This window comes from Streptomyces sp. AC602_WCS936 (genome assembly GCF_019049125.1).
Classification (GTDB): domain Bacteria; phylum Actinomycetota; class Actinomycetes; order Streptomycetales; family Streptomycetaceae; genus Streptomyces.
This window is the reverse complement of record NZ_JAGMUF010000031.1, coordinates 105,219-122,630: the sequence shown is the minus strand read 5'-3', so window position 1 is coordinate 122,630 and position 17,412 is coordinate 105,219. Positions and strand designations below refer to the sequence as shown.

The following is a 17,412-nucleotide window of genomic DNA, read 5'->3' as shown; positions in this document are numbered from 1 at the left end:
CTGCCGCACGGTCGGGGCGGCCGGGAAGTTCGCCGGTCCGGGGGGTATGGCGGGTGGCGGTTCCCACGGGGCCCGTGGTGGGGGTGGGCCGGGGTGGCTCGGCCTGGTGTCGGCGGGGGGAGGTGGTCCGGTGCGGGGAGCGGGGACGCCGGGGGGCGCGGGTGTCGCCCACCAGGGCGAGGCGGGCCCGGGCTCGCGGTCGGCCGACGGCGGTGTACCCGCCCGCGGCGGAGGCGTCGGCGGCGAAGACGTCCGCGACGGAGACGTCGGCGGTTGAGGCGTCGGCGGTTGAGGCGTCGGCGGTGGCGGCGTCGGTCCGCCCCGTGTGCCGTGGTCCGGGCCGCGGGCGGCCACCGTCCCCGCCGCCGAGGTGAAGCGGTCGTCCAGGGAATCGGGCGCGGCCGTGGGGCCGGTGTCGTCGGCGGAGTCGTCGTACAGCTGCGCCCACCAGTCGTCGTCATGACCGGCGGGACTTCCCCCCTGCTGACTCATGCTCCTGATTGTCCACCGACGGAGCCGGATGAAAACGGGGCATCGGGAAAATCCGGCGCACCGGCGTGCGCCGGAACGGCGTGTCGGGGGACGGATCGAACGGTATTGCGAGGTGGGGTGGCCGAGCGGTCCCACCCCCCACGGGAGAACCGCTCGGCGACGCCACCTTGGCAGAGTGACCGGCGGTACGGCGATGATGTCCCGAGGCGGTTTTGCGCCGTGGCCGTTTTCCGCCACGGGCGGCACCGCGGGCGGTGGCGAGGTTTGTGCTCGGGGAGGGGCGAGGGCTGATGCTGGGAGTGCTGGGGCTGGAGGACACGCACGAGTCGGCGTACCGGGCGCTGGTGTCCGTGGGCGCGGCCGACGTGCCCGATCTGGCCCGCCGGCTGGCGCTCGGCGAGCAGGAGACGGAGCGTGCGCTGCGCCGGCTGGAACAGAACGGTCTCGCGGCCCAGTCCTCGGCCCGGCCCGGCCGCTGGGTGGCCGCGCCGCCGGGGGTGGCGCTGGGCGCGCTGCTCGCCCAGCAGCGGCACGAGCTGGAGCGGGCGGAGCTGGCGGCGGCGCTGCTGGCCGAGGAGTACCGCGCGGCGGCGGCCGAACCCGCGGTCCACGACCTGGTGGAGGTGGTGACCGGCGCCGCGGCGGTCGCCCAGCGCTTCCTCCAGCTCCAGCTCGGGGCGAGCGAGGAGGTGTGCGCGCTGGTCACCGGCAACCCGGTCGCCGTGACCGGCATGGAGAACGACGCCGAGGAGCAGGCCACCGGACGCGGCGTCCGCTACCGCGTGGTCGTGGAGCGGGCGGTGCTGGACCTGCCGACCGGCATCACCGAACTGACGGCCGCGCTCGGCCGCGACGAACAGGTGCGGGTGGTGGACCGGGTGCCGACCAAGCTGGTCGTCGCCGACCGGTCCCTCGCCCTGGTCCCCCTCACCGCGCACTCCTCGGAGCCCGCCGCGCTGGTCGTGCACGCCAGCGGCCTGCTGGAACTGCTGTCGGGCCTGTTCGAGGCGGTGTGGCGGGAGGCGCTGCCGCTCAGGCTGGGCGCCTCGGGAGTGACCGAGCACGGCCCGGACGGGCCCGACGCCACCGACCTGGAGATCCTCTCCCTGCTGCTGGCCGGCCTGACCGACGCGAGCGTCGCCAAGCAGCTGGACCTCGGGCTGCGGACCGTGCAGCGCCGGGTGAAGCGGCTGATGGAGCTGACCGGCGTCACCACCCGGCTCCAGCTGGGCTGGCACGCCTACGAACGGGCGTGGGTGGCCAGAAAGCGCTGACCGGCGCCCGCCGCACCGCCCGCACATCTGCGGACCGCGCGCGGCTCCGGCACCCTGGACAGATGGGAGCGTGGGACCTCCTGCTGTCCGGGCTGGTGATACTGCTCGGGCTGTACGGGGTGCTGTTCCCCGGCATGCCCGGGTCGTGGCTGGTGTGGGCCGGGGTCCTGTGGTGGGCGCTGAAGGACCCGCGGCCGCTGGCGTGGGCCGTGCTCGTCGGCGCCACCGTCGTCCTGCTCCTGTCCCTGGCGGTGCGCTGGGCGCTGCCGTCCCGGCGCCGGCGGATGCGCGCCGACGACGCAACCCGCCGGCTCACGCTGTACGGGGGCGCGGGCGCGGTCCTCGGCTTCGTCCTGATACCGGTGGTCGGCGCGGTACCGGGTTTCATGGGCGGCATCTACCTCGCCGAGCGGCTGCGGCTGGGCCGGCACGGCGAGGCGAGGGCGGCGCTCCGGACGGCGATGCGCGCGGGCGGTTACGGCGTGCTGACGGAGTTCTTCGCCTGCCTGCTGATCACCGGGGCGTGGCTGGGGGCGGTACTGGCCGGTTAGCGGGGCGTCGGCAGGGTGCCCTCCAGGGCCAGCAGCCGCGTCTTGCGCTCCAGGCCGCCCGCGTACCCGGTGAGCGAGCCGTCGGCGCCGATCACCCGGTGGCAGGGGCGCAGGATGAGCAGCGGGTTGGCGCCGATCGCGCCGCCGACGGCGCGGACCGCGGGCCGGGAGGCCCCGATGCGGGCGGCGATCTCGCCGTACGTCGTGGTCGACCCGTAGGGCACGTCGTCCAGGGCGGCCCACACCCGCTCCCGGAAGGCGGTGCCCTCGGCCCGCAGCGGCAGCCGGAACTCGGTCAGCTCGCCGGCGAAGTACGCGGCGAGCTGCTCCCCGGCGGCCCGGAAGGGCCCGGCGTCGCGCCGCCACCCCGCCTGGACGCCGCGGCCGCCCTTCTGCCCGGGCACGGACAGGGAGGTGAGCGCGCCGTCCGCGTCCGCGGTGAGGAGCAGCGGGCCGACGGGGCTGGGCAGCTCACTCCAGAGGATGTCGGTGGTCATGTTCGTCATCGGTCGTTCTCCCACTCTCCTGCGGCACGCAGGTGGTTCAGGGCGTACGAGCGCCAGGGGCGCCAGGTGTCGGGTGCGGCCGCGCCGGGCGGGGCGACGTCCGGGTCGCCGAGGGCGCGGGCGCGGACGACGGCGGCCGTGGCGGCGTCCACGCCGGGCAGGGCGAGCAGCGCGCGTTCGGCGTCGTCCCGGTCGGCGCCGGGGTCGAGGCGGACGGCGCCGTCGGCGAGGGCGGCGGCGAGGGCGCCCGGGGTGCCGTGCGGCTCCGCCTCGGCGAGGACGCCCGGTTCGGGGAAGAGGTGGGTGAGGGTGCCGCACGGCGCGTCCAGCGTCTTGCCGTACCGCTGGACCAGCCGCTCGGCCTCCGCCCGCCCCGCGAGCGCCCGTACGGCGAACTCGTCGGGATCGGCGGTGCCCGGCGAGCGCAGTCCGGGTCGGGCGGCGACCAGCGGGGCGAGACGGGGGTCGGCCCCGAGGCGTTCGTCGACCGCGTACGGGTCGGCGTCGAGGTCGAACAGCCGCCGCAGCCGCTGTACGGCGGTGGTCAGGTCGCGCAGGTCGGTGAGGTGGAGGCGGGCGTCGAGCCAGCCGCCGCTGCCGGTGCGCGTCCCGCCCGGACGCTCGTCGACGGCGACGATCCCGGTGCCGTACGGCAGGCGCAGGGTGCGCCGGTACACGCGGCGGCCGGTGGGGCCGCTCACCTCCTCGACCCCGGCGACGGCCTCCCGCTGGAGCAGGTCGAAGACCGGCCCGGCCTGGTAGGGACCCCGGTGGGCGAGGCGCAGCGGGAGGCCGGCGGAGGGGGCGCCGGTGCGTGAGCGGGCGGGCGCGGCGGCGCGCAGCTCGCTCGGGGTGGCCGCGTACACGGCCCGGATCGTCTCGTTGAACTGCCGCACGCTGGCGAATCCCGACGCGAACGCGATCTCGGTGACCGGCAGGGCGGTGGTCTGCAGCAGGACGCGCGCGGTGTGCGACCGCTGGGCGCGGGCCAGGGCCACGGGACCGGCTCCGAGTTCGGCGGTGAGCTGCCGCTGCACCTGGCGGGCGCTGTAGCCGAGCCGGCCGGCGAGTCCAGCGACGCCCTCGCGGTCGACGACGCCGTCGCCGATCAGCCGCATGGCCCGACCGACGACGTCGGCGCGGACGTTCCAGTCGGCCGAGCCCGGCACGGCGTCCGGGCGGCACCGCCGGCAGGCCCGGAACCCCGAGCCCTGCGCGGCGGCGGCCGTCGCGAAGAACCGCACGTTGCTCCGCTTCGGCGTGACCGCCGGGCAGCTGGGCCGGCAGTAGATGCCGGTCGTCTCGACGGCGAAGAAGAACGCCCCGTCGAACCGGGCGTCCCGGCTGCGTACGGCCTCGTACCTGCTGTCCCGCGCCTTCTCGTGCACCATGTCGTCCGTCTTCACGCCGTCCAGTCTCCGCCAGGCCGGAGGTCCGGGCTGGCGGAAATCGGACATCGCGTCGGCGGACGTGACGCAGGTCGCCGACCTGCCCGGCGAGTCGCACCGCCGTCCGTCGCGGCCCGCCGTCGCCGCCGCGGGCCTGTCGTCCGCACGACCGGTACGAGGGAGACGTGCGGACGACGGCGGCCGGCGCCCGTCAGAGGGCCGGTGGGGTCGGGCGGCCCGCGAGCCCGTCACACGCCCGCGGACCCTCGGGCCGCCGTGCCCCGCTACCGCAGACGCCCCCGCTTGGCCTCCATCGCCGCCTTCCCGATGGCACCCCGCCGCTTCCACTCCTTGCGGATCTCGGCGCGCAGCCGGGCGTCGGTCTTGGCGACGATGCGCTGGTTCTCCCGCATGAGCTTGCGGTAGCTCTCCAGCCGCCGTTCGGACAGTTCGCCGCTGTCGATGGCGGCGAGGACGGCGCAGCCCGGCTCGCTCTCGTGGGCGCAGTCGTGGAACCGGCAGTCACGGGCCAGCTCCTCGATCTCGGCGAACACCTGGCCGACGCCGCTGCCCGCGTCCCAGAGACCGACGCCCCGCAGCCCGGGGGTGTCGATCAGCACTCCCCCGCCGGGCATGACGAGAAGGTTGCGGGTGGTGGTGGTGTGCCGGCCTTTGCCGTCGACGTCCCTGGCGGCCTGGACGTCCATGACGTCCTCGCCGAGCAGCGCGTTGGCGAGGGTGGACTTGCCCGCGCCGGACTGCCCGAGCAGTACCGCCGTACCGCCACCGACGACGGCGGCCAGGACGTCCAGCCCCTCCCCGAGCGTGGCGCTGACGGGCAGCACCGGCACGCCGGGCGCGGAGGTCTCCACGTCCTGGACGAGGTGGGCGAGCGTCACCGGGTCGGGCACCAGGTCGGCCTTGGTGAGGACGACCAGGGGCTGCGCCCCGGACTCCCAGGCCAGCGCGAGGAACCGTTCGATCCGGGCGAGGTCGAGTTCGACGGCCATCGACACGGCGACGATCGCGTGGTCGACGTTGGCCGCGAGGATCTGTCCCTCGGACCGCTTGGAGGAGGTGGAGCGCACGAAGGCCGTACGGCGCGGCAGGTACGTGCGTACGTAGCGCGGGGTGCCGGCCGGTTCGACGGCGACCCAGTCGCCGGTGCAGACGACGCGCAGGGGGTCGTGCGGGGTGACGAACGCGGTGTCGGCCCGCAGGACGCCGTCGGCGGTGACGACGTCGCACTGGCCGCGGTCGACCCGCAGGACGCGGCCGGGCAGCAGCCCTTCGGGGGCGTGCGGCGCGAACGCGTCGGCCCAGTCCTCGTCCCAGCCGTAGGGGGTGAGGGCGGAGTGGGCGGTGAAGAGGGAGGTGGAACGGGACGTGGAAGTCAAGGGGTTGGCCCTTCGGGGGGCGGCCCCGGCGACAGGACTCAGCGGGCTGAGGTCAGCCGGTGGCCACGGAGGTGGACGTGATGGGTTCCTGGATGCGGGCAGCGCCCGTCGCAATGACAGCCATCGGTCGACACCTCCTCACTCCTGTGTTCCGCGCCCACGGCGATCACCGTGTGACGTGCGTCAGATTAGCCCGTGGGCACCTCGCCCCGTCAACGCCTTTTTCGCCGCCGGGTCACCCGCCCGCTCACACCTCCACGGGCGCGTCCTCCGGCAGGCTGTCCATGAAGGAGCTGACGGAGAAGACCGCGTTCCCGGCGCCGGGCGGGCCGTAGCCGGGGGGCGAGGAGAGGCCGTAGTCCTCCATGGTCTGGCGGTAGGCCTGGAGGAGGCGGATGTGGTACTCCAGCGGGGCGCCGTCGGGGTTGGTCTTGCCCAGCGGGGTGGTGGGCTCGGGGCACCAGGTGGTGAAGCGGGGCGTGATGCCGTGCGACATGAAGAAGCGCAGGCCCTCGGTGGTGGAGTCGATGGCCTCGTCGACCGTCTTGAAGCCGAAGGGTTCGGCCATCTCCACACCGGCGACGAAGTTGGGGATGACGTTGCGCGCGCCGAAGACCTCGGTGGAGTCCAGGATGCGCTTGTGCCACTCGTCGCGGCCGACGTACCGCTCCTTGCCGGGGCAGTACATCTTGAACAGGTACTCGTCCCACACCTCGAAGTTGGGGTGGTAGATCTGCACGCCGTAGTCCTTGAAGCGCTGGACGTCCGGCTTGGGCAGGGCCTGGGCGACGACCTTGCCGATCCAGCGGCCGGGGAAGTGCTCCTCGATGGCCTTGGCGTACCGCCCGTAGAAGTCGGCCTCGTCGAGACCCTGGACCTTCGACGTGATCGCGCCGCCGGTGAGCGTGTACGCGGTGGAGATCTTGGCGGTGTCGTACTTGTTGATGATCTCCAGCGCCTCGAGGACCTCGTCGACGTCCTTCACGCCGGTGTACGGCCGCCCGGCCGCCTTGTGCTGGCGCCAGTTGTGGTTGATGTCGCAGTACTGGCACTCCTCCTTGGCGCCGAAGTACTGGCAGACACGGAACGCGGTCAGGTAGATCAGGTAGCCCCACTGGATGGTCGGGGCCACCTCCATGACCGACTTCCCGTTGGAGAGCTTGTGCCGGTAGTACTCGGGCATGGGCGGCACACCGACGTCGGAGATCCGCTTGCCGTCGAGGTAGAGACCGAGCTGGTTGTGCTCGTCGGCCGCGACCCGGTAGGGCGAGGACGGGTTCACCCGGACGGAGACGACGGTGCGGCGCAGGTCGTAGGGGCCGCCGGTGAGGATGATCTCCTCGGGCGGCCGGCGCAGCGCGGCCTCGCCCAGTTCGGGCAGGGTGCCGTGGTCGAAGGAGAAGATGAAGTACGACTTCGGCTTGACCTCGCCGTCCTCGTTGTCACTGAGCGCGGAGGGGTCGAAGGCGACACCGCCGCGCAGCAGGTCCTCCTTGAAGACGGCCTCGCGCGGTACGTGCGGGAACCGCTCCATCAGATCCTCGACCAGCGCGGTACGGCTGTCCATCCCGTGTCTCCTCCCGGGTCCGGCGTTCGACTTCTCACGGTATGCCCCCGCCGGTGCGGCTTCCCGCGCGGGGGCCCTCCAGACGCGCCGGGTAGGTTTCCGCGGTATGACCGACATCACCGTGACCAACTGGGCCGGCAACATCACCTACACGGCCAAGGAATTGCTCCGGCCGCACACCCTGGCCTCGCTGCGGGCCCTGGTGGCGGACAGCGCGCGGGTGCGGGTGCTGGGCAGCGGGCACTCCTTCAACGAGATCGCTGAGCCGGGCACCGAGGGGGTCCTGCTGTCGCTGGCGGACCTGCCGTCGGAGGTGGACGTCGACTCGGCGGCCCGCACGGTGCGGGTGGGCGGCGGTGTCCGGTACGCGGAGCTGGCCCGGGTGGTGCACGGGCGGGGGCTGGCGCTGGCGAACATGGCGTCGCTGCCGCATATCTCGGTCGCCGGGTCGGTGGCGACCGGCACGCACGGTTCGGGGGTCGGCAACGGGCCGCTCTCCTCGTCCGTGCGCGAGGTGGAGTTGGTGACGGCGGACGGCTCGACGGTGACCGTGGCGCGCGGCGACGAACGGTTCGGGGGCGCGGTGACCTCGCTCGGCGCGCTGGGCGTCGTGACGGCGCTCACGCTCGACCTGGAGCCGGCCTACGAGGTGGAGCAGCACGTCTTCACCGAGCTGCCGCTGGAGGGTCTGGACGCGGCGACGTTCGAGGCGGTGATGTCGGCGGCGTACAGCGTGAGCCTGTTCACGGACTGGCGGGCGCCCGGCTTCCGGCAGGTGTGGCTGAAGCGGCGCACCGACCGGCCGCTGCCCGGCTTCCCGTACGCCGCTCCGGCCGCCGAGAAGATGCACCCGGTGCCGGGCATGCCCGCGGTCAACTGCACGGAGCAGTTCGGTGTGCCGGGGCCCTGGCACGAGCGGCTGCCGCACTTCCGGGCCGAGTTCACGCCCAGCAGCGGCGCCGAGCTCCAGTCGGAGTACCTGATGCCGCGCGAGCACGCCCTGGCCGCCCTGCGCGCGATGGACGCGATACGGGAGGTGATCGCGCCGGTGCTGCAGACCTGTGAGATCCGCACGGTCGCCGCCGACGGGCAGTGGCTGAGCCCTTCCTACGGGCGGGACACCGTGGCCGCGCACTTCACCTGGGTCGAGGACACGGCGGCGGTGCTGCCGGTGGTGCGGCGGCTGGAGGAGGCGCTGGCCCCGTTCGCGGCCCGTCCGCACTGGGGGAAGGTGTTCACGACCCCGGCCGGCGAACTGCGCGCGCTCTACCCGCGGCTGGACGACTTCCGTGCGCTGACGCGGGCTCTCGACCCGGCGGGGAAGTTCACCAACGCGTTCGTGCGCGGGGTGCTGGCCGGCTGAGTCCGCCCCGGCGGCGCTCAGGTCCGTCCGGCCCGGCGTACGGGTGTGAAGAGCGCGGCGGCGGCGATGAGGACGCAGCAGGCGCCGGCCGCCAGGGCGACCGGAGTGGTGCCGCGCCGCTCCGCCGCCCAGGTGAGGACGGCCGCGCCGACGGGTGCGACCGAGTACTGCAAGGTCCAGAAGGCGGAGGTGACGCGCCCGAGCAGGTGCTCGGGGGTCACTTCCTGGCGCAGGGACATCGAGCAGGTGCCCGCCATGCCGACGCAGGCCAGGAAGGCGGCGCTCAGCAGGGCGACGGTGGCGACGTCGGTGGCCCGGCCCATCCCCGCGAACGCCAGCCCGCACACGGCGACCGCGCCGGTCCAGGTCGGGCCGAAGCCCAGCCGGCGGCGCACCCGGGCCACCAGCAGCGCGCCGGTGATGGTGCCGAGGGCGCCGACCGCCATGACGGTGCCGACCGTGCCGTCGTCGTGGCCGAGGTCGTGCTTGAGGTGATAGATGATCAGGTCGTTGAGGCCGAGGGTGAGGAAGCTGAAGCAGCACAGCAGGACGGTGAGCGCGCGCAGCACCGGGTGCCGGTAGAGGAACGCCACGCCGGTGCGCAGGTCTTGGCGCAGCCCGGGGCGCTCCCCCTTGTCCTCGGGCCGGTCGTCGGCCGGGCGGGGCCGGAAGCGGACGAGGGCGACGAGGGCGGCCGAGACGCCGAAGCTGGCCGCGTCCACGCCGACGGCGGCGGCCGGGCCGGACCAGGCGGCCACCACGCCCGCGCACAGCGGCCCGAGGACACCGGCCGCGGCGGCGGTGGCGTTGAGGCGTCCGTTGGCCTCGGTGAGCTGTTCGGTGCCGACCAGGGAGCGCACGACGGTGACGTAGCCGACGGCGAAGAACATGCCGACGGCCTCGCACAGCGGCAGGACGGCGTAGAGGAGCCAGACCTGCGGGCCGAGCAACCACACCAGGGGGACCAGCCCGTACAGGACCATCCGCAGGAGGTCGCAGCCGATGAGCAGCCTGCGACGGTCCACCCGGTCGACCACGGTCCCGGCGAACACGGCCGCGAGGACCGCGGCGGCGCCGCCGACGGCCGTCAGCAGCCCCATCCGCGCGATCGACCCGGTCGCCTCCAGCACCAGCAGCGGCAGGGCGATCAGCGCGAAGGAGTCGCCGAGGACGGAGAGGGTCTGCGCGGCCCAGAAGACGCCGAAGTCCCGTTGCCGCCACAGCGGGCGGCTCTCCCCGGGGGAACGCCCGGCCGCTCGCCCCGTGTCCCGTGCCTCGTGGGTCACCGGGCCGTCGCCGTCCGCCGCCACCCCAATTTCCGGTCGCCTCCCCCGCCGCCCGCTGCCAGGTCCGCGCCCACCTTACGGAGCCGTCGTGCTCCGCGCACCACGGTTACGGAACCGTCAGTGGTCCGCGCAGCACGGTGTCGGGTCCGGGTCCTCGAACGGTACGAGCGTGCCGCCCACGGCGGGCATGGCGGACAGGACGAGGCGGCCGCCCTGCCACTGCGGGCGCACGTGGTCCCGGGTCACCAGCCGTGTGTCCGGGGCCGGTTCACCCGGCGTGCCCAGTACCGTCACGCGGTCGATCGCGGAGCGGGCCAGCAGCTCGGCGACGATCACCGTGCCGGTCAGCGCGTCCGCGCCCGGGTAGAGAACGGCCCGGCCGACGGCGTCCCAGGCGCCGTCGCGGACCTCGTACCCCTGCTCCGTGAGCCGGTCCCGGGCGGCGCGCAGGACCGGCTCCCCCTCGGCGGCCAGCGACAGGGCGACACGCGGGCGGCCGTCCCGCACCAGGTGCGTGCAGCCGAAGACGCCCTCCGGGAGGCCGAGTTCGGCGGCGAGCGCCTGGAGCAGGTGGTCGGCCTCGCGCAGCGTCGTCGCGCCGGTGTCGATGCCGATGGCGTGCGGCGTGGCGGCGGGCGGTGTCATGACGGCAGGATCCACACCGGGTTGGAGTAGAACCACAGGTCGCGCCACGGGTCCGCGTCGCCGACGACGTCGATGGCGGGGCCCGCCGGGTCGACCTTGGCGCCCAGCGCGCCGACGGCGGAGCGGTTGCCGTCGGTGCCGCGGGTGCGGAGGTAGACGGGGCGGTCGACGCGGCCGAGGTCGTAGGTGAGGCGGACGGTGCCGGTGTCCTTGTTCACCTCGTACGACTTGACGACGCGGGCGGTCGGCGCGGTGAAGGTGTCCTGGTCGGCGACCGGGCCGGTCACGTCGCCCTGGATGACGTCGACGCGGGCCAGCTTCGGGGTGAACCCGGCCCAGTTGGGGCCGCCGGCGAGGGCGACGTCCATGGACAGGGTGACGCGGGTGCCCTTGCGGACGTGCAGTGCGCCGCCGAGGGTGGCCCAGCGGCCGCCGCCCAAGACGCGGACGTCGAGGCCGCTGATGAGCTGCCCGTGGTCGACCCAGATGCGGCCGGCGCGGATGCCGTCCATGACGGCGGCGTAGGAGAAGCCGTCGGAGCCGACGTGGGTGCGGCTGTACTGGCCGGGCCAGAAGTCGCCCTGGGTGACGTCGATCTGCCCGGCGTAGACCGGGTCGTCGTAGCGGCCGTTGGCGTTGAAGTCTCCGCCGCCGCGGGCGGCGGTGTCGGCGTACACCTGGTGGGAGTCGGAGTTGGCGGTGATCCACCAGGGGCGGCCCTCGGCGATGAGGCTGTCCCACAGGCCGCCGACGGTGGCGGTCATCCAGTCGAAGCCGCCCCAGGTGCGGTAGCTCTCCAGCGGGTAGCCGGGGAAGCTGTTGGCGCCGGGGCTGCCGTCGTAGATGCCGCGGGCGCGGCCCATGCCGAGCGGCTCCGGGAGGCCGGCGGCCTGGTGGCCGGGGGCGCCCTCGAAGCCGACGGCGATCTGGTGGTGGCGGGAGGTGGCGTCGCGCCAGGCGCGGATCTCGTGCGGGGAGTCGATGCCCTTGCGCGCCGGGTGGTTGGCGAGCATCAGGGCGTCCTTGACCTTGCGCCGCTTGACCTGCTCGGCGAGGAAGGAGAGCCCGGCCACGGCGAGGGCCTCGTTGGCGGGCGTGGAGTCACCCGCGCCCTTCACGCCGCCGTCGTAGCCGGTCTCGAACTGCTTGAGGACGGAGACCTCGTGACGGCCGGGGTGGACGAAGACGGTGCCGTGCTCGGCGGCCGGGATGTTCCACTCCAGGCCCTGGAAGACGAGGGTGTCCTCGTGGGCGTCGCGGGCCTCGCGGATGTCCGGGTTGACCTTCTCCACGCCGATCTTGGCGTGGGTGACGCTGCCGTGGTCGGTGATGACCAGCCAGTCCATGCCGTGCCGGGCGCCCTGGCGGACCTGGTCGACGACGCGGTACTTGCCGTCGCTGCTGTACTGGGTGTGGATGTGGTGGTCGCCGGCCAGCCAGAGGAAGCCCTTCCTGCGGCGGCCGTGGCTCGCGGCCTGCGCGGGGGCGGTGGTGGCGGTCTGGGTGAGGACGGTGCCGGCGGCCAGTCCGGCGCCGAGCAGTCCGGCGCGGCGCAACAGGCCTCGGCGGGACTGCTGTTCGGGGCTGAGGGCCTCGTCGGGGACGGACGCGTCGAAGGCGGCGGGAAGGGCCGGTGCGGCCTCGTGGTCGTGATCGTGCGTGTGTGCGTGGCCGTGGTGGTGATGGCCGTGCGTGTGCCCCATGGAAGCCCCTCCTGGATACCGCCGCCGTGCGCGGCTCCGAGGAGAATCGAGGCAGAAGATGAACGTTGAACGACTTGAAGGTGAGCCTCGCGTGCCACCACGCCTGCCCTAGCATGAAACCTAGGAGCTCTAGGAAGCAGAGAAGGTGCCGCATGCCGCGAGCGGGTCTTACCACCGACCGCGTGGTCGCGGCCGCCGCCGACCTGGCCGACGCGTCCGGATTCGAGAACGTCACCGTCTCCGCGCTCGCCCGGCACTTCGGGGTGAAGGACGCGAGCCTGTACACGCACGTGCGGAACCTCCAGGACCTGCGCGTCCGGGTCGCGCTGCTGGCCGGCGGCGAGCTGATCGACGACATCGCGGCGGCGGTGGCCGGGCGGGCCGGCAAGGAGGCGCTGGCCGCCTTCGCGGGCGCCTACCGCTCCTACGCCCTGCGCCACCCCGGCCGCTACGCGGCGACCCAGATCCGCGTCGACCAGTCCCTGGTCGCCGGCTCCCCCGCCCTGCGCCGCACCGCCGAGATCACCCACGGCATGCTCCGCGCTTACGGCCTCACCGAGCCCGACCTCACGGACGCCGTACGCCTGCTGCGCAGCACCTTCCACGGCTACTGCGCCCTGGAGGCCACCGGCGGCTTCGGCGCCCCGCGCGACGTGCGGGCGTCCTGGGACAAGGCGGTCGAGGCACTGCACGTGGCGCTGACGCACTGGCCGGGCGGGGGACGAGCCGGGGCCGACGGCCAGGGGCCGGGCGGGGCGATCGCGGGTCCCGTTCGCCCACCTTGTTGATCTTGGCGTGCCGACATGGACAAACTGGCCACGAAGGTCGGCACCGTACTGGTGATCGTGGACCAGCCCGCCTCCACCGGAGCTCCGCCCCTGGCCGTCGCCCGGGACGCCGGCTGCAAGGTCGCCTACCTGCCCGGCCTGTCCATGCGCCGGATCGCCGACCTCTACCCGGGCGAGGCGAAGACCGACGCGAAGGACGCCACAGTGATCGCGGACGCCGCCCGGACCATGCCGCACACCCTGCGCTCGGTGCAGCTGCGTACTCTCCGTACATGGCTCGGCGGGGACGGTCCGGGCGGAGCCGGGCACCTTGTAAGCGCGGGCGGTGCGGGTGATGCGCATGGAACTCCTGCCGCTGGCGAGTACGAGGAAGCCCTCTGGGGCAACGGGCCAGAATGAACCGAGGGGCTCTTCATGCGCGCGACAAGAGTGCCGTTACCCTCTTCTGGTGACAGAGCGAAAGCCGGTTCGAATAGCGACTCTTATGGCCTTTTGCGGCCCTTGTGGCAAGTGCCTGTTCGGGTCCTGGCGCGGAACAGACAGCTCCGGCCGGGGCCGCTGCGGAGGCTACGGCCCGGCCGAGCTGCGTCGTGCCGGAGGTGATCGGGCATCGCGGCACCCCAGAGGATGAGAACACCCTGAAGGGCCTCCGGGACGCCGTGGGCGCCGGCGCGGCGGGCGTGGAGTTCGATGTGTGGTGGACGAGTGACGGGGTGCCGGTCCTCTCGCACGACTCGACGGTCGACCGCACCGCAACGGGGCACGGAGCGATCTCCGACATGACCGCCGCGGAAGTCCGGCTGCTGCGCACCAAGAGGGGACAGCCCGTTCCCACGCTTGAGGAGGCGCTGCGCTACGTGGCTGAGCAGCGGATGACGGGGATGGTCGAACTGAAGCCGACACCGACGCCCGCGCAGGTGCAGTCGCTGCTGGCAGCCATCCGTAGTACCGGGACCGCTGAGTATGTCATCGTGCACAGCTTCAACCGGGCAGCGGTCGATGCCGTACGCCAGGCGGCACCCGAGCTTCGCACCGCGCTCACGCACGAGAAGACGGAAATCAGCGGCGCGGAGGCTGCCCGGTACGGCACTTCCTTGAACGTTTCTCGCTTCTTGGCCACTCCGGAAGCCGTTGAAAACTGGCACGCGGCGGGGCTGCGTGTGTACGTGTGGACGGCGAACTGGGAAACGGCGAAGTCTGCGGGTGTCGACGCAGTCCTCACTGACCGAATCGCCCCTTATAAGAGGTGGGCTCGTACGGCGTGCAGGGTCGAGCCGACGCGACAGTAGTTGATCCTGGGGCACAGCACTGACGCATCTCGCCCGCGAACCACGGCGGGGCACATCAGTGTGACGCCGATCCAGGCAGCGCGGCACCGCGAGGACGGTTGAGGCTCATCGTCTCAGGTGGCGGCGCGTGCGGCCTCCCGGCCGAGGCTCTTCTGGGCACCGCGCCGTGAGAGCCTGCGGGGCATGAGCTACGACTTGGCTGTCTGGGAAGGAGAAAGGCCAGCGGACGACAGGACCGCCGGCCGGGTCTTCGACAGCCTCCGTGACCGTTACCTCGACGGCGAGTTGGCGCTGCCTCCGTCCGAACGCATCAGGGCCTACGCAAGCGCGCTCCTTGAGCGGTGGTGTGACGTCACGGAGGACGAGGAGGACACTTCGCCCTGGTCGACGGGCCCGCTGATCCGAGAGGCCAGCGGGCCGCTGATCCACTTCCCCATGCGGTGGAGCATGGCCGAGGAGGCATCGGCATACGCAGCAGCCGTGGCGCAGTCCATGGGGCTGGTCTGCTTCGACGTGCAACGCAACCGGCTCAGGCCGTGAGGGGGTGCTGCCGACAGGCAGTGGCAGTGGAAGTCGTAGCGGTACGAAGAGGGCGTCCCGCTCGGCTCCACCGGCGCTGCCAGCAAGGTCGCCCCCCATCCGCGCCGCGCCTCGTCTTCGGTCAGGATTCCGCAGCGCGTGCCGTCTGCAGCCATGCAAGGTCTGACCGGACATCACTGGCCGGCCCGGACGTGACCACGTCCCCGCAGCCGGGCGTTCGCGCGCTTGGCGGAGGTGACCCTGTGGCCCGTACGCAAGGACATGCGCCAGGTCACTGACGAAGAGCGCGCCGAGATCACCTGCCTCCATGGCGAAGACCGAGGCCGCGTCGAGATCGCGGCGATGATCGGCCGCGCGCAGCACACCGTTTCCTTGGACTGCGCTGGGTGCTGAGTAGGGCCTCATCTTCGACGTCGCCATGACCGAGGACGCCCGCGCCCGCGTCGCTCGGCTCGCCGCCTTCCGCACCGAGACGGTCAGGGACCTCCACCTCGACGCCATGCGTCTCACCCGGCGGATCGACAAGAAGACCTAGATGGCCGCAGCCGGCATCGGGCCGGAGAAATCCATGCGGCCCGCGCCCGCCATGCGCGTCCAGACCCCGCTCCCGGTCCGCAGCCAGATGCTCGACGGACTCGGCCGATCCGACGGGCGATCTCGCAGGAGGCGTCGTATGCGCCTGCGGAGAACCGCGCGCGGTCCCGGCGAGCATGCCCTGCATCCTGCCGGCACCGCACACCGGTCACGTGCGACCGCCGCCGGCAAGCGGGGAATCGTCGGGCTGCGGCCGCACGGTCGGTGAGACGCCCGATGCCGTTTCCTGAGGCCGCAGCTGTCACTGCTGGTGGTCAGGCGAGGGTGCGGATTGTGTCCTCGTGGCGGAAATCTGATGGATCACGCACTTCTTAATGGCTGAAAAACGACGCTGGCGGCTTGAATCGATCTTGCGTGCCGTGTGCATGATCATTACGCTCCGGTCAGTTATGCCTCGTGCACATGATGTGACGAGTGCGGAATTTCTGTGAATCTGATGGTCTCGGGGTGGGGTGTGCGCGTAACTGGCAGGGCGTTCGGCGCCTTGATTGGGATGGCGGTGATCGCGGTCGCTGTGCCTGGTGGTGCTCACGCCCAGCCGGTCTCCGTGCCGGCGGCGGCAGAGGCGTGTGCGGACGCCGGCCAGGACTTCAACGGCGACGGTCTGTTCGATCTGGTCGTCGCCGACCCGCAGGCGACGGTCGACGGAGCGCCCCAGGCTGGACTGGTCCGTGTGATCTACGGCGGAGGCAAGGGCACTGCGGAGATATCGCAGGCGCTGCCCTACGACGCCGCCGCTCCGGAGCGTGGGGACCAGTTCGGCTTCTCGTGGGCGGTGTACGACGCAGACGGTGACGCCTGCGCGGACCTGGTCGTGGGCGTGCCGTACGAGGACGTGGCCGTCGACGGCGTGAACCAGCTCGACGCCGGTGCGGTGTACGTCTACCACGGCTCCGCGGTCGGGCTCGGAGCCGAGGGCGCGCGCATCGACAACTGGACACAGCACGTGATCAACGCTGGAGCTGTGACCGAGGCCAACGACCTGTTCGGCTACTCGCTGGCGTCCGGGACAGTCGCGTCCGGCCGGCCCTGGCTCGCCATCGGCGTGCCCGGTGAGGATCTGAAGGTGGACAACGCCGTGCGGGCGGACGCAGGTGCGGTCGAGTACCTGCAGGGCTCGACCGTGTGCGGCATCACACAGGACACGCCCAGCGTGCCCGGTGCCGTCGAGGCCTACGACCGGATGGGTGCGTCACTGACCGGTACGCACCGCTACTTCGCGGCGGGCAGTCCCGGTGAGGCCATCGGGCCCCAGCAGTTCGCCGGCATGGTGACGGTCTTCAGTCACACGCTGGCCAGCGGCTGCCCGAAGCCGCTGGCCGGGCTGGACCAGGCGGGGGCCAGCGACGGTATGCCCGGTACCGCGGAGGCCGGCGACCAGTTCGGCACATCGGTGAGCATGGACAACTACCGTCCTGCGGACCAGAGCTACAACTCCGACGCAATGCTGGCGATCGGCATCCCGGGGGAGTCCATCGGGGAGGTTCCCAGCGCAGGCATGGTGTCCGTGGTACGCGTTCAGCCGACCGGCGCTGTCAGCACGGTGGCGACCATCGACGCCACGGTGCCGGATGTCGACGGCGAGCCTGCCGCGAGTGACTTCTTCGGCCAGCGGGTGACGCTCGCGAACACGGACGCCTCGGTGGTGACCGGGGCCGCGACCGCCCGCCTGGCCGTCGGCATCCCCGGCCGCGACGTCGGGACTGCCAAGGACGCCGGCGCCGTCCAGATCTTCCAGCCCTTGGACACCGCACTCGGCTCCTCGGACACCCTCCTTTCCCGCGCGGCTTCGGGAAGCCTGCTGCCCGGAGTCGCCACCGCCAGGGACTACCTGGGCACCAGCCTGCGGTCCGGCCCCAACACACTGTACGTGGGTGTCCCGTACAGCAAGGAACCGGCGACCAGCAAGGGCGCCCTCTACTCCCTCACCTGGAGCGCGGCGGACGCCGGCACAGGCACGGCGACCCTGTACCGACCGGGCGCGGGCGGCATCCCCGACACCGGCACCTCCTTCGGCATAGTCGGGTGA

Annotated in this window: 14 protein-coding genes and 1 pseudogene; 8 read left to right on the top strand and 7 right to left on the bottom strand. The window is 72.8% G+C overall.

The features are described from left to right. Positions 1–782 precede the first annotated feature (782 nt). Together KUM03_RS13030 and KUM03_RS13025 are read left to right on the top strand one after the other, a co-directional pair. Positions 783–1,766: a helix-turn-helix domain-containing protein gene (locus tag KUM03_RS13030; RefSeq protein ID WP_217247207.1), complete on the top strand. Its 984-nt coding sequence runs from the start codon at positions 783–785 to the stop codon at positions 1,764–1,766. A 62-nt stretch (positions 1,767–1,828) separates the two neighbouring features. Beyond that, positions 1,829–2,317: a DUF456 domain-containing protein gene (locus KUM03_RS13025; protein WP_217247206.1), complete on the top strand. Its 489-nt coding sequence runs from the start codon at positions 1,829–1,831 to the stop codon at positions 2,315–2,317. Here KUM03_RS13025 and KUM03_RS13020 read toward each other — a convergent pair. The 4 genes from KUM03_RS13020 to KUM03_RS13005 form a co-directional block, all read right to left on the bottom strand. Next, positions 2,314–2,823 carry a methylated-DNA--[protein]-cysteine S-methyltransferase gene (locus KUM03_RS13020; protein ID WP_217247205.1) on the bottom strand — a complete coding sequence of 170 codons (510 nt, stop codon included), beginning with the start codon at positions 2,821–2,823 and terminating at the stop codon, positions 2,314–2,316. The genes KUM03_RS13025 and KUM03_RS13020 overlap by 4 nt on opposite strands. After that, the gene (locus KUM03_RS13015; RefSeq protein WP_217247212.1) at positions 2,820–4,214 is read right to left on the bottom strand and encodes a DNA-3-methyladenine glycosylase 2 family protein; all 1,395 of its coding nucleotides are present in this window, start codon (positions 4,212–4,214) and stop codon (positions 2,820–2,822) included. Before KUM03_RS13015 ends, KUM03_RS13020 begins: the two co-directional genes overlap by 4 nt. 281 nt (positions 4,215–4,495) lie before the next feature. Further along, the gene (gene rsgA, locus KUM03_RS13010) at positions 4,496–5,608 is read right to left on the bottom strand and encodes a ribosome small subunit-dependent GTPase A (RefSeq protein ID WP_217247204.1); all 1,113 of its coding nucleotides are present in this window, start codon (positions 5,606–5,608) and stop codon (positions 4,496–4,498) included. Between the two features lie 247 nt (positions 5,609–5,855). Continuing rightward, positions 5,856–7,175, bottom strand: coding sequence for a radical SAM protein (locus KUM03_RS13005; protein WP_217247203.1), 1,320 nt, complete (start codon positions 7,173–7,175; stop codon positions 5,856–5,858). A gap of 106 nt (positions 7,176–7,281) precedes the next feature. Here KUM03_RS13005 and KUM03_RS13000 point away from each other — a divergent pair, with 106 nt between their 5' ends. Next, positions 7,282–8,538 carry an FAD-binding protein gene (locus KUM03_RS13000; protein WP_217247202.1) on the top strand — a complete coding sequence of 419 codons (1,257 nt, stop codon included), beginning with the start codon at positions 7,282–7,284 and terminating at the stop codon, positions 8,536–8,538. Positions 8,539–8,555: 17 nt separating this feature from the next. Here the strand turns inward: KUM03_RS13000 and KUM03_RS12995 are convergent, their stop codons facing one another. From KUM03_RS12995 to KUM03_RS12985, 3 genes are all read right to left on the bottom strand, one after another. Next, entirely contained in the window at positions 8,556–9,824 is a 1,269-nt protein-coding gene (locus KUM03_RS12995) for an MFS transporter (protein WP_217247211.1), read from the bottom strand. A 117-nt stretch (positions 9,825–9,941) separates the two neighbouring features. Then, a complete protein-coding gene (locus tag KUM03_RS12990; protein WP_217247201.1) occupies positions 9,942–10,469 on the bottom strand; it encodes a hypothetical protein in 528 nt (175 codons plus the stop codon). Continuing rightward, positions 10,466–12,172 (bottom strand): PHP domain-containing protein, encoded by a 1,707-nt coding sequence (locus KUM03_RS12985; protein WP_217247200.1) that lies wholly within the window; start codon positions 12,170–12,172, stop codon positions 10,466–10,468. The genes KUM03_RS12990 and KUM03_RS12985 overlap by 4 nt, the downstream gene beginning before the upstream one ends. 152 nt (positions 12,173–12,324) lie before the next feature. On the opposite strand from KUM03_RS12985, the gene KUM03_RS12980 reads away from it, so the two are divergent. From KUM03_RS12980 to KUM03_RS12960, 5 genes and pseudogenes are all read left to right on the top strand, one after another. Then, complete coding sequence (locus KUM03_RS12980; protein WP_217247199.1) at positions 12,325–12,960, top strand: TetR/AcrR family transcriptional regulator; 636 nt, start codon at positions 12,325–12,327, stop codon at positions 12,958–12,960. A 6-nt stretch (positions 12,961–12,966) separates the two neighbouring features. Continuing rightward, a pseudogene (locus KUM03_RS12975) lies at positions 12,967–13,218 on the top strand (transposase); the annotation flags it as partial. Positions 13,219–13,550: 332 nt separating this feature from the next. Then, entirely contained in the window at positions 13,551–14,249 is a 699-nt protein-coding gene (locus KUM03_RS12970) for a glycerophosphodiester phosphodiesterase (protein ID WP_217247198.1), read from the top strand. 183 nt (positions 14,250–14,432) lie between these two features. Continuing rightward, entirely contained in the window at positions 14,433–14,789 is a 357-nt protein-coding gene (locus KUM03_RS12965) for a hypothetical protein (RefSeq protein ID WP_217247197.1), read from the top strand. 1,108 nt (positions 14,790–15,897) lie between these two features. Continuing rightward, positions 15,898–17,412 carry a VCBS repeat-containing protein gene (locus KUM03_RS12960; protein WP_308406314.1) on the top strand — a complete coding sequence of 505 codons (1,515 nt, stop codon included), beginning with the start codon at positions 15,898–15,900 and terminating at the stop codon, positions 17,410–17,412.

What these genes read in the sequence shown, in the direction of transcription:
- KUM03_RS13030 (WP_217247207.1), top strand. Translation starts at nt 783, where the DNA reads ATGCTGGGAGTGCTGGGGCTGGAGGACACGCACGAGTCGGCGTACCGG.
- KUM03_RS13025 (WP_217247206.1), top strand. Translation starts at nt 1,829, where the DNA reads ATGGGAGCGTGGGACCTCCTGCTGTCCGGGCTGGTGATACTGCTCGGG.
- KUM03_RS13020 (WP_217247205.1), bottom strand. Translation starts at nt 2,823, where the DNA reads ATGACGAACATGACCACCGACATCCTCTGGAGTGAGCTGCCCAGCCCC.
- KUM03_RS13015 (WP_217247212.1), bottom strand. Translation starts at nt 4,214, where the DNA reads ATGGTGCACGAGAAGGCGCGGGACAGCAGGTACGAGGCCGTACGCAGC.
- KUM03_RS13005 (WP_217247203.1), bottom strand. Translation starts at nt 7,175, where the DNA reads ATGGACAGCCGTACCGCGCTGGTCGAGGATCTGATGGAGCGGTTCCCG.
- KUM03_RS13000 (WP_217247202.1), top strand. Translation starts at nt 7,282, where the DNA reads ATGACCGACATCACCGTGACCAACTGGGCCGGCAACATCACCTACACG.
- KUM03_RS12990 (WP_217247201.1), bottom strand. Translation starts at nt 10,469, where the DNA reads ATGACACCGCCCGCCGCCACGCCGCACGCCATCGGCATCGACACCGGC.
- KUM03_RS12985 (WP_217247200.1), bottom strand. Translation starts at nt 12,172, where the DNA reads ATGGGGCACACGCACGGCCATCACCACCACGGCCACGCACACACGCAC.
- KUM03_RS12980 (WP_217247199.1), top strand. Translation starts at nt 12,325, where the DNA reads ATGCCGCGAGCGGGTCTTACCACCGACCGCGTGGTCGCGGCCGCCGCC.
- KUM03_RS12965 (WP_217247197.1), top strand. Translation starts at nt 14,433, where the DNA reads ATGAGCTACGACTTGGCTGTCTGGGAAGGAGAAAGGCCAGCGGACGAC.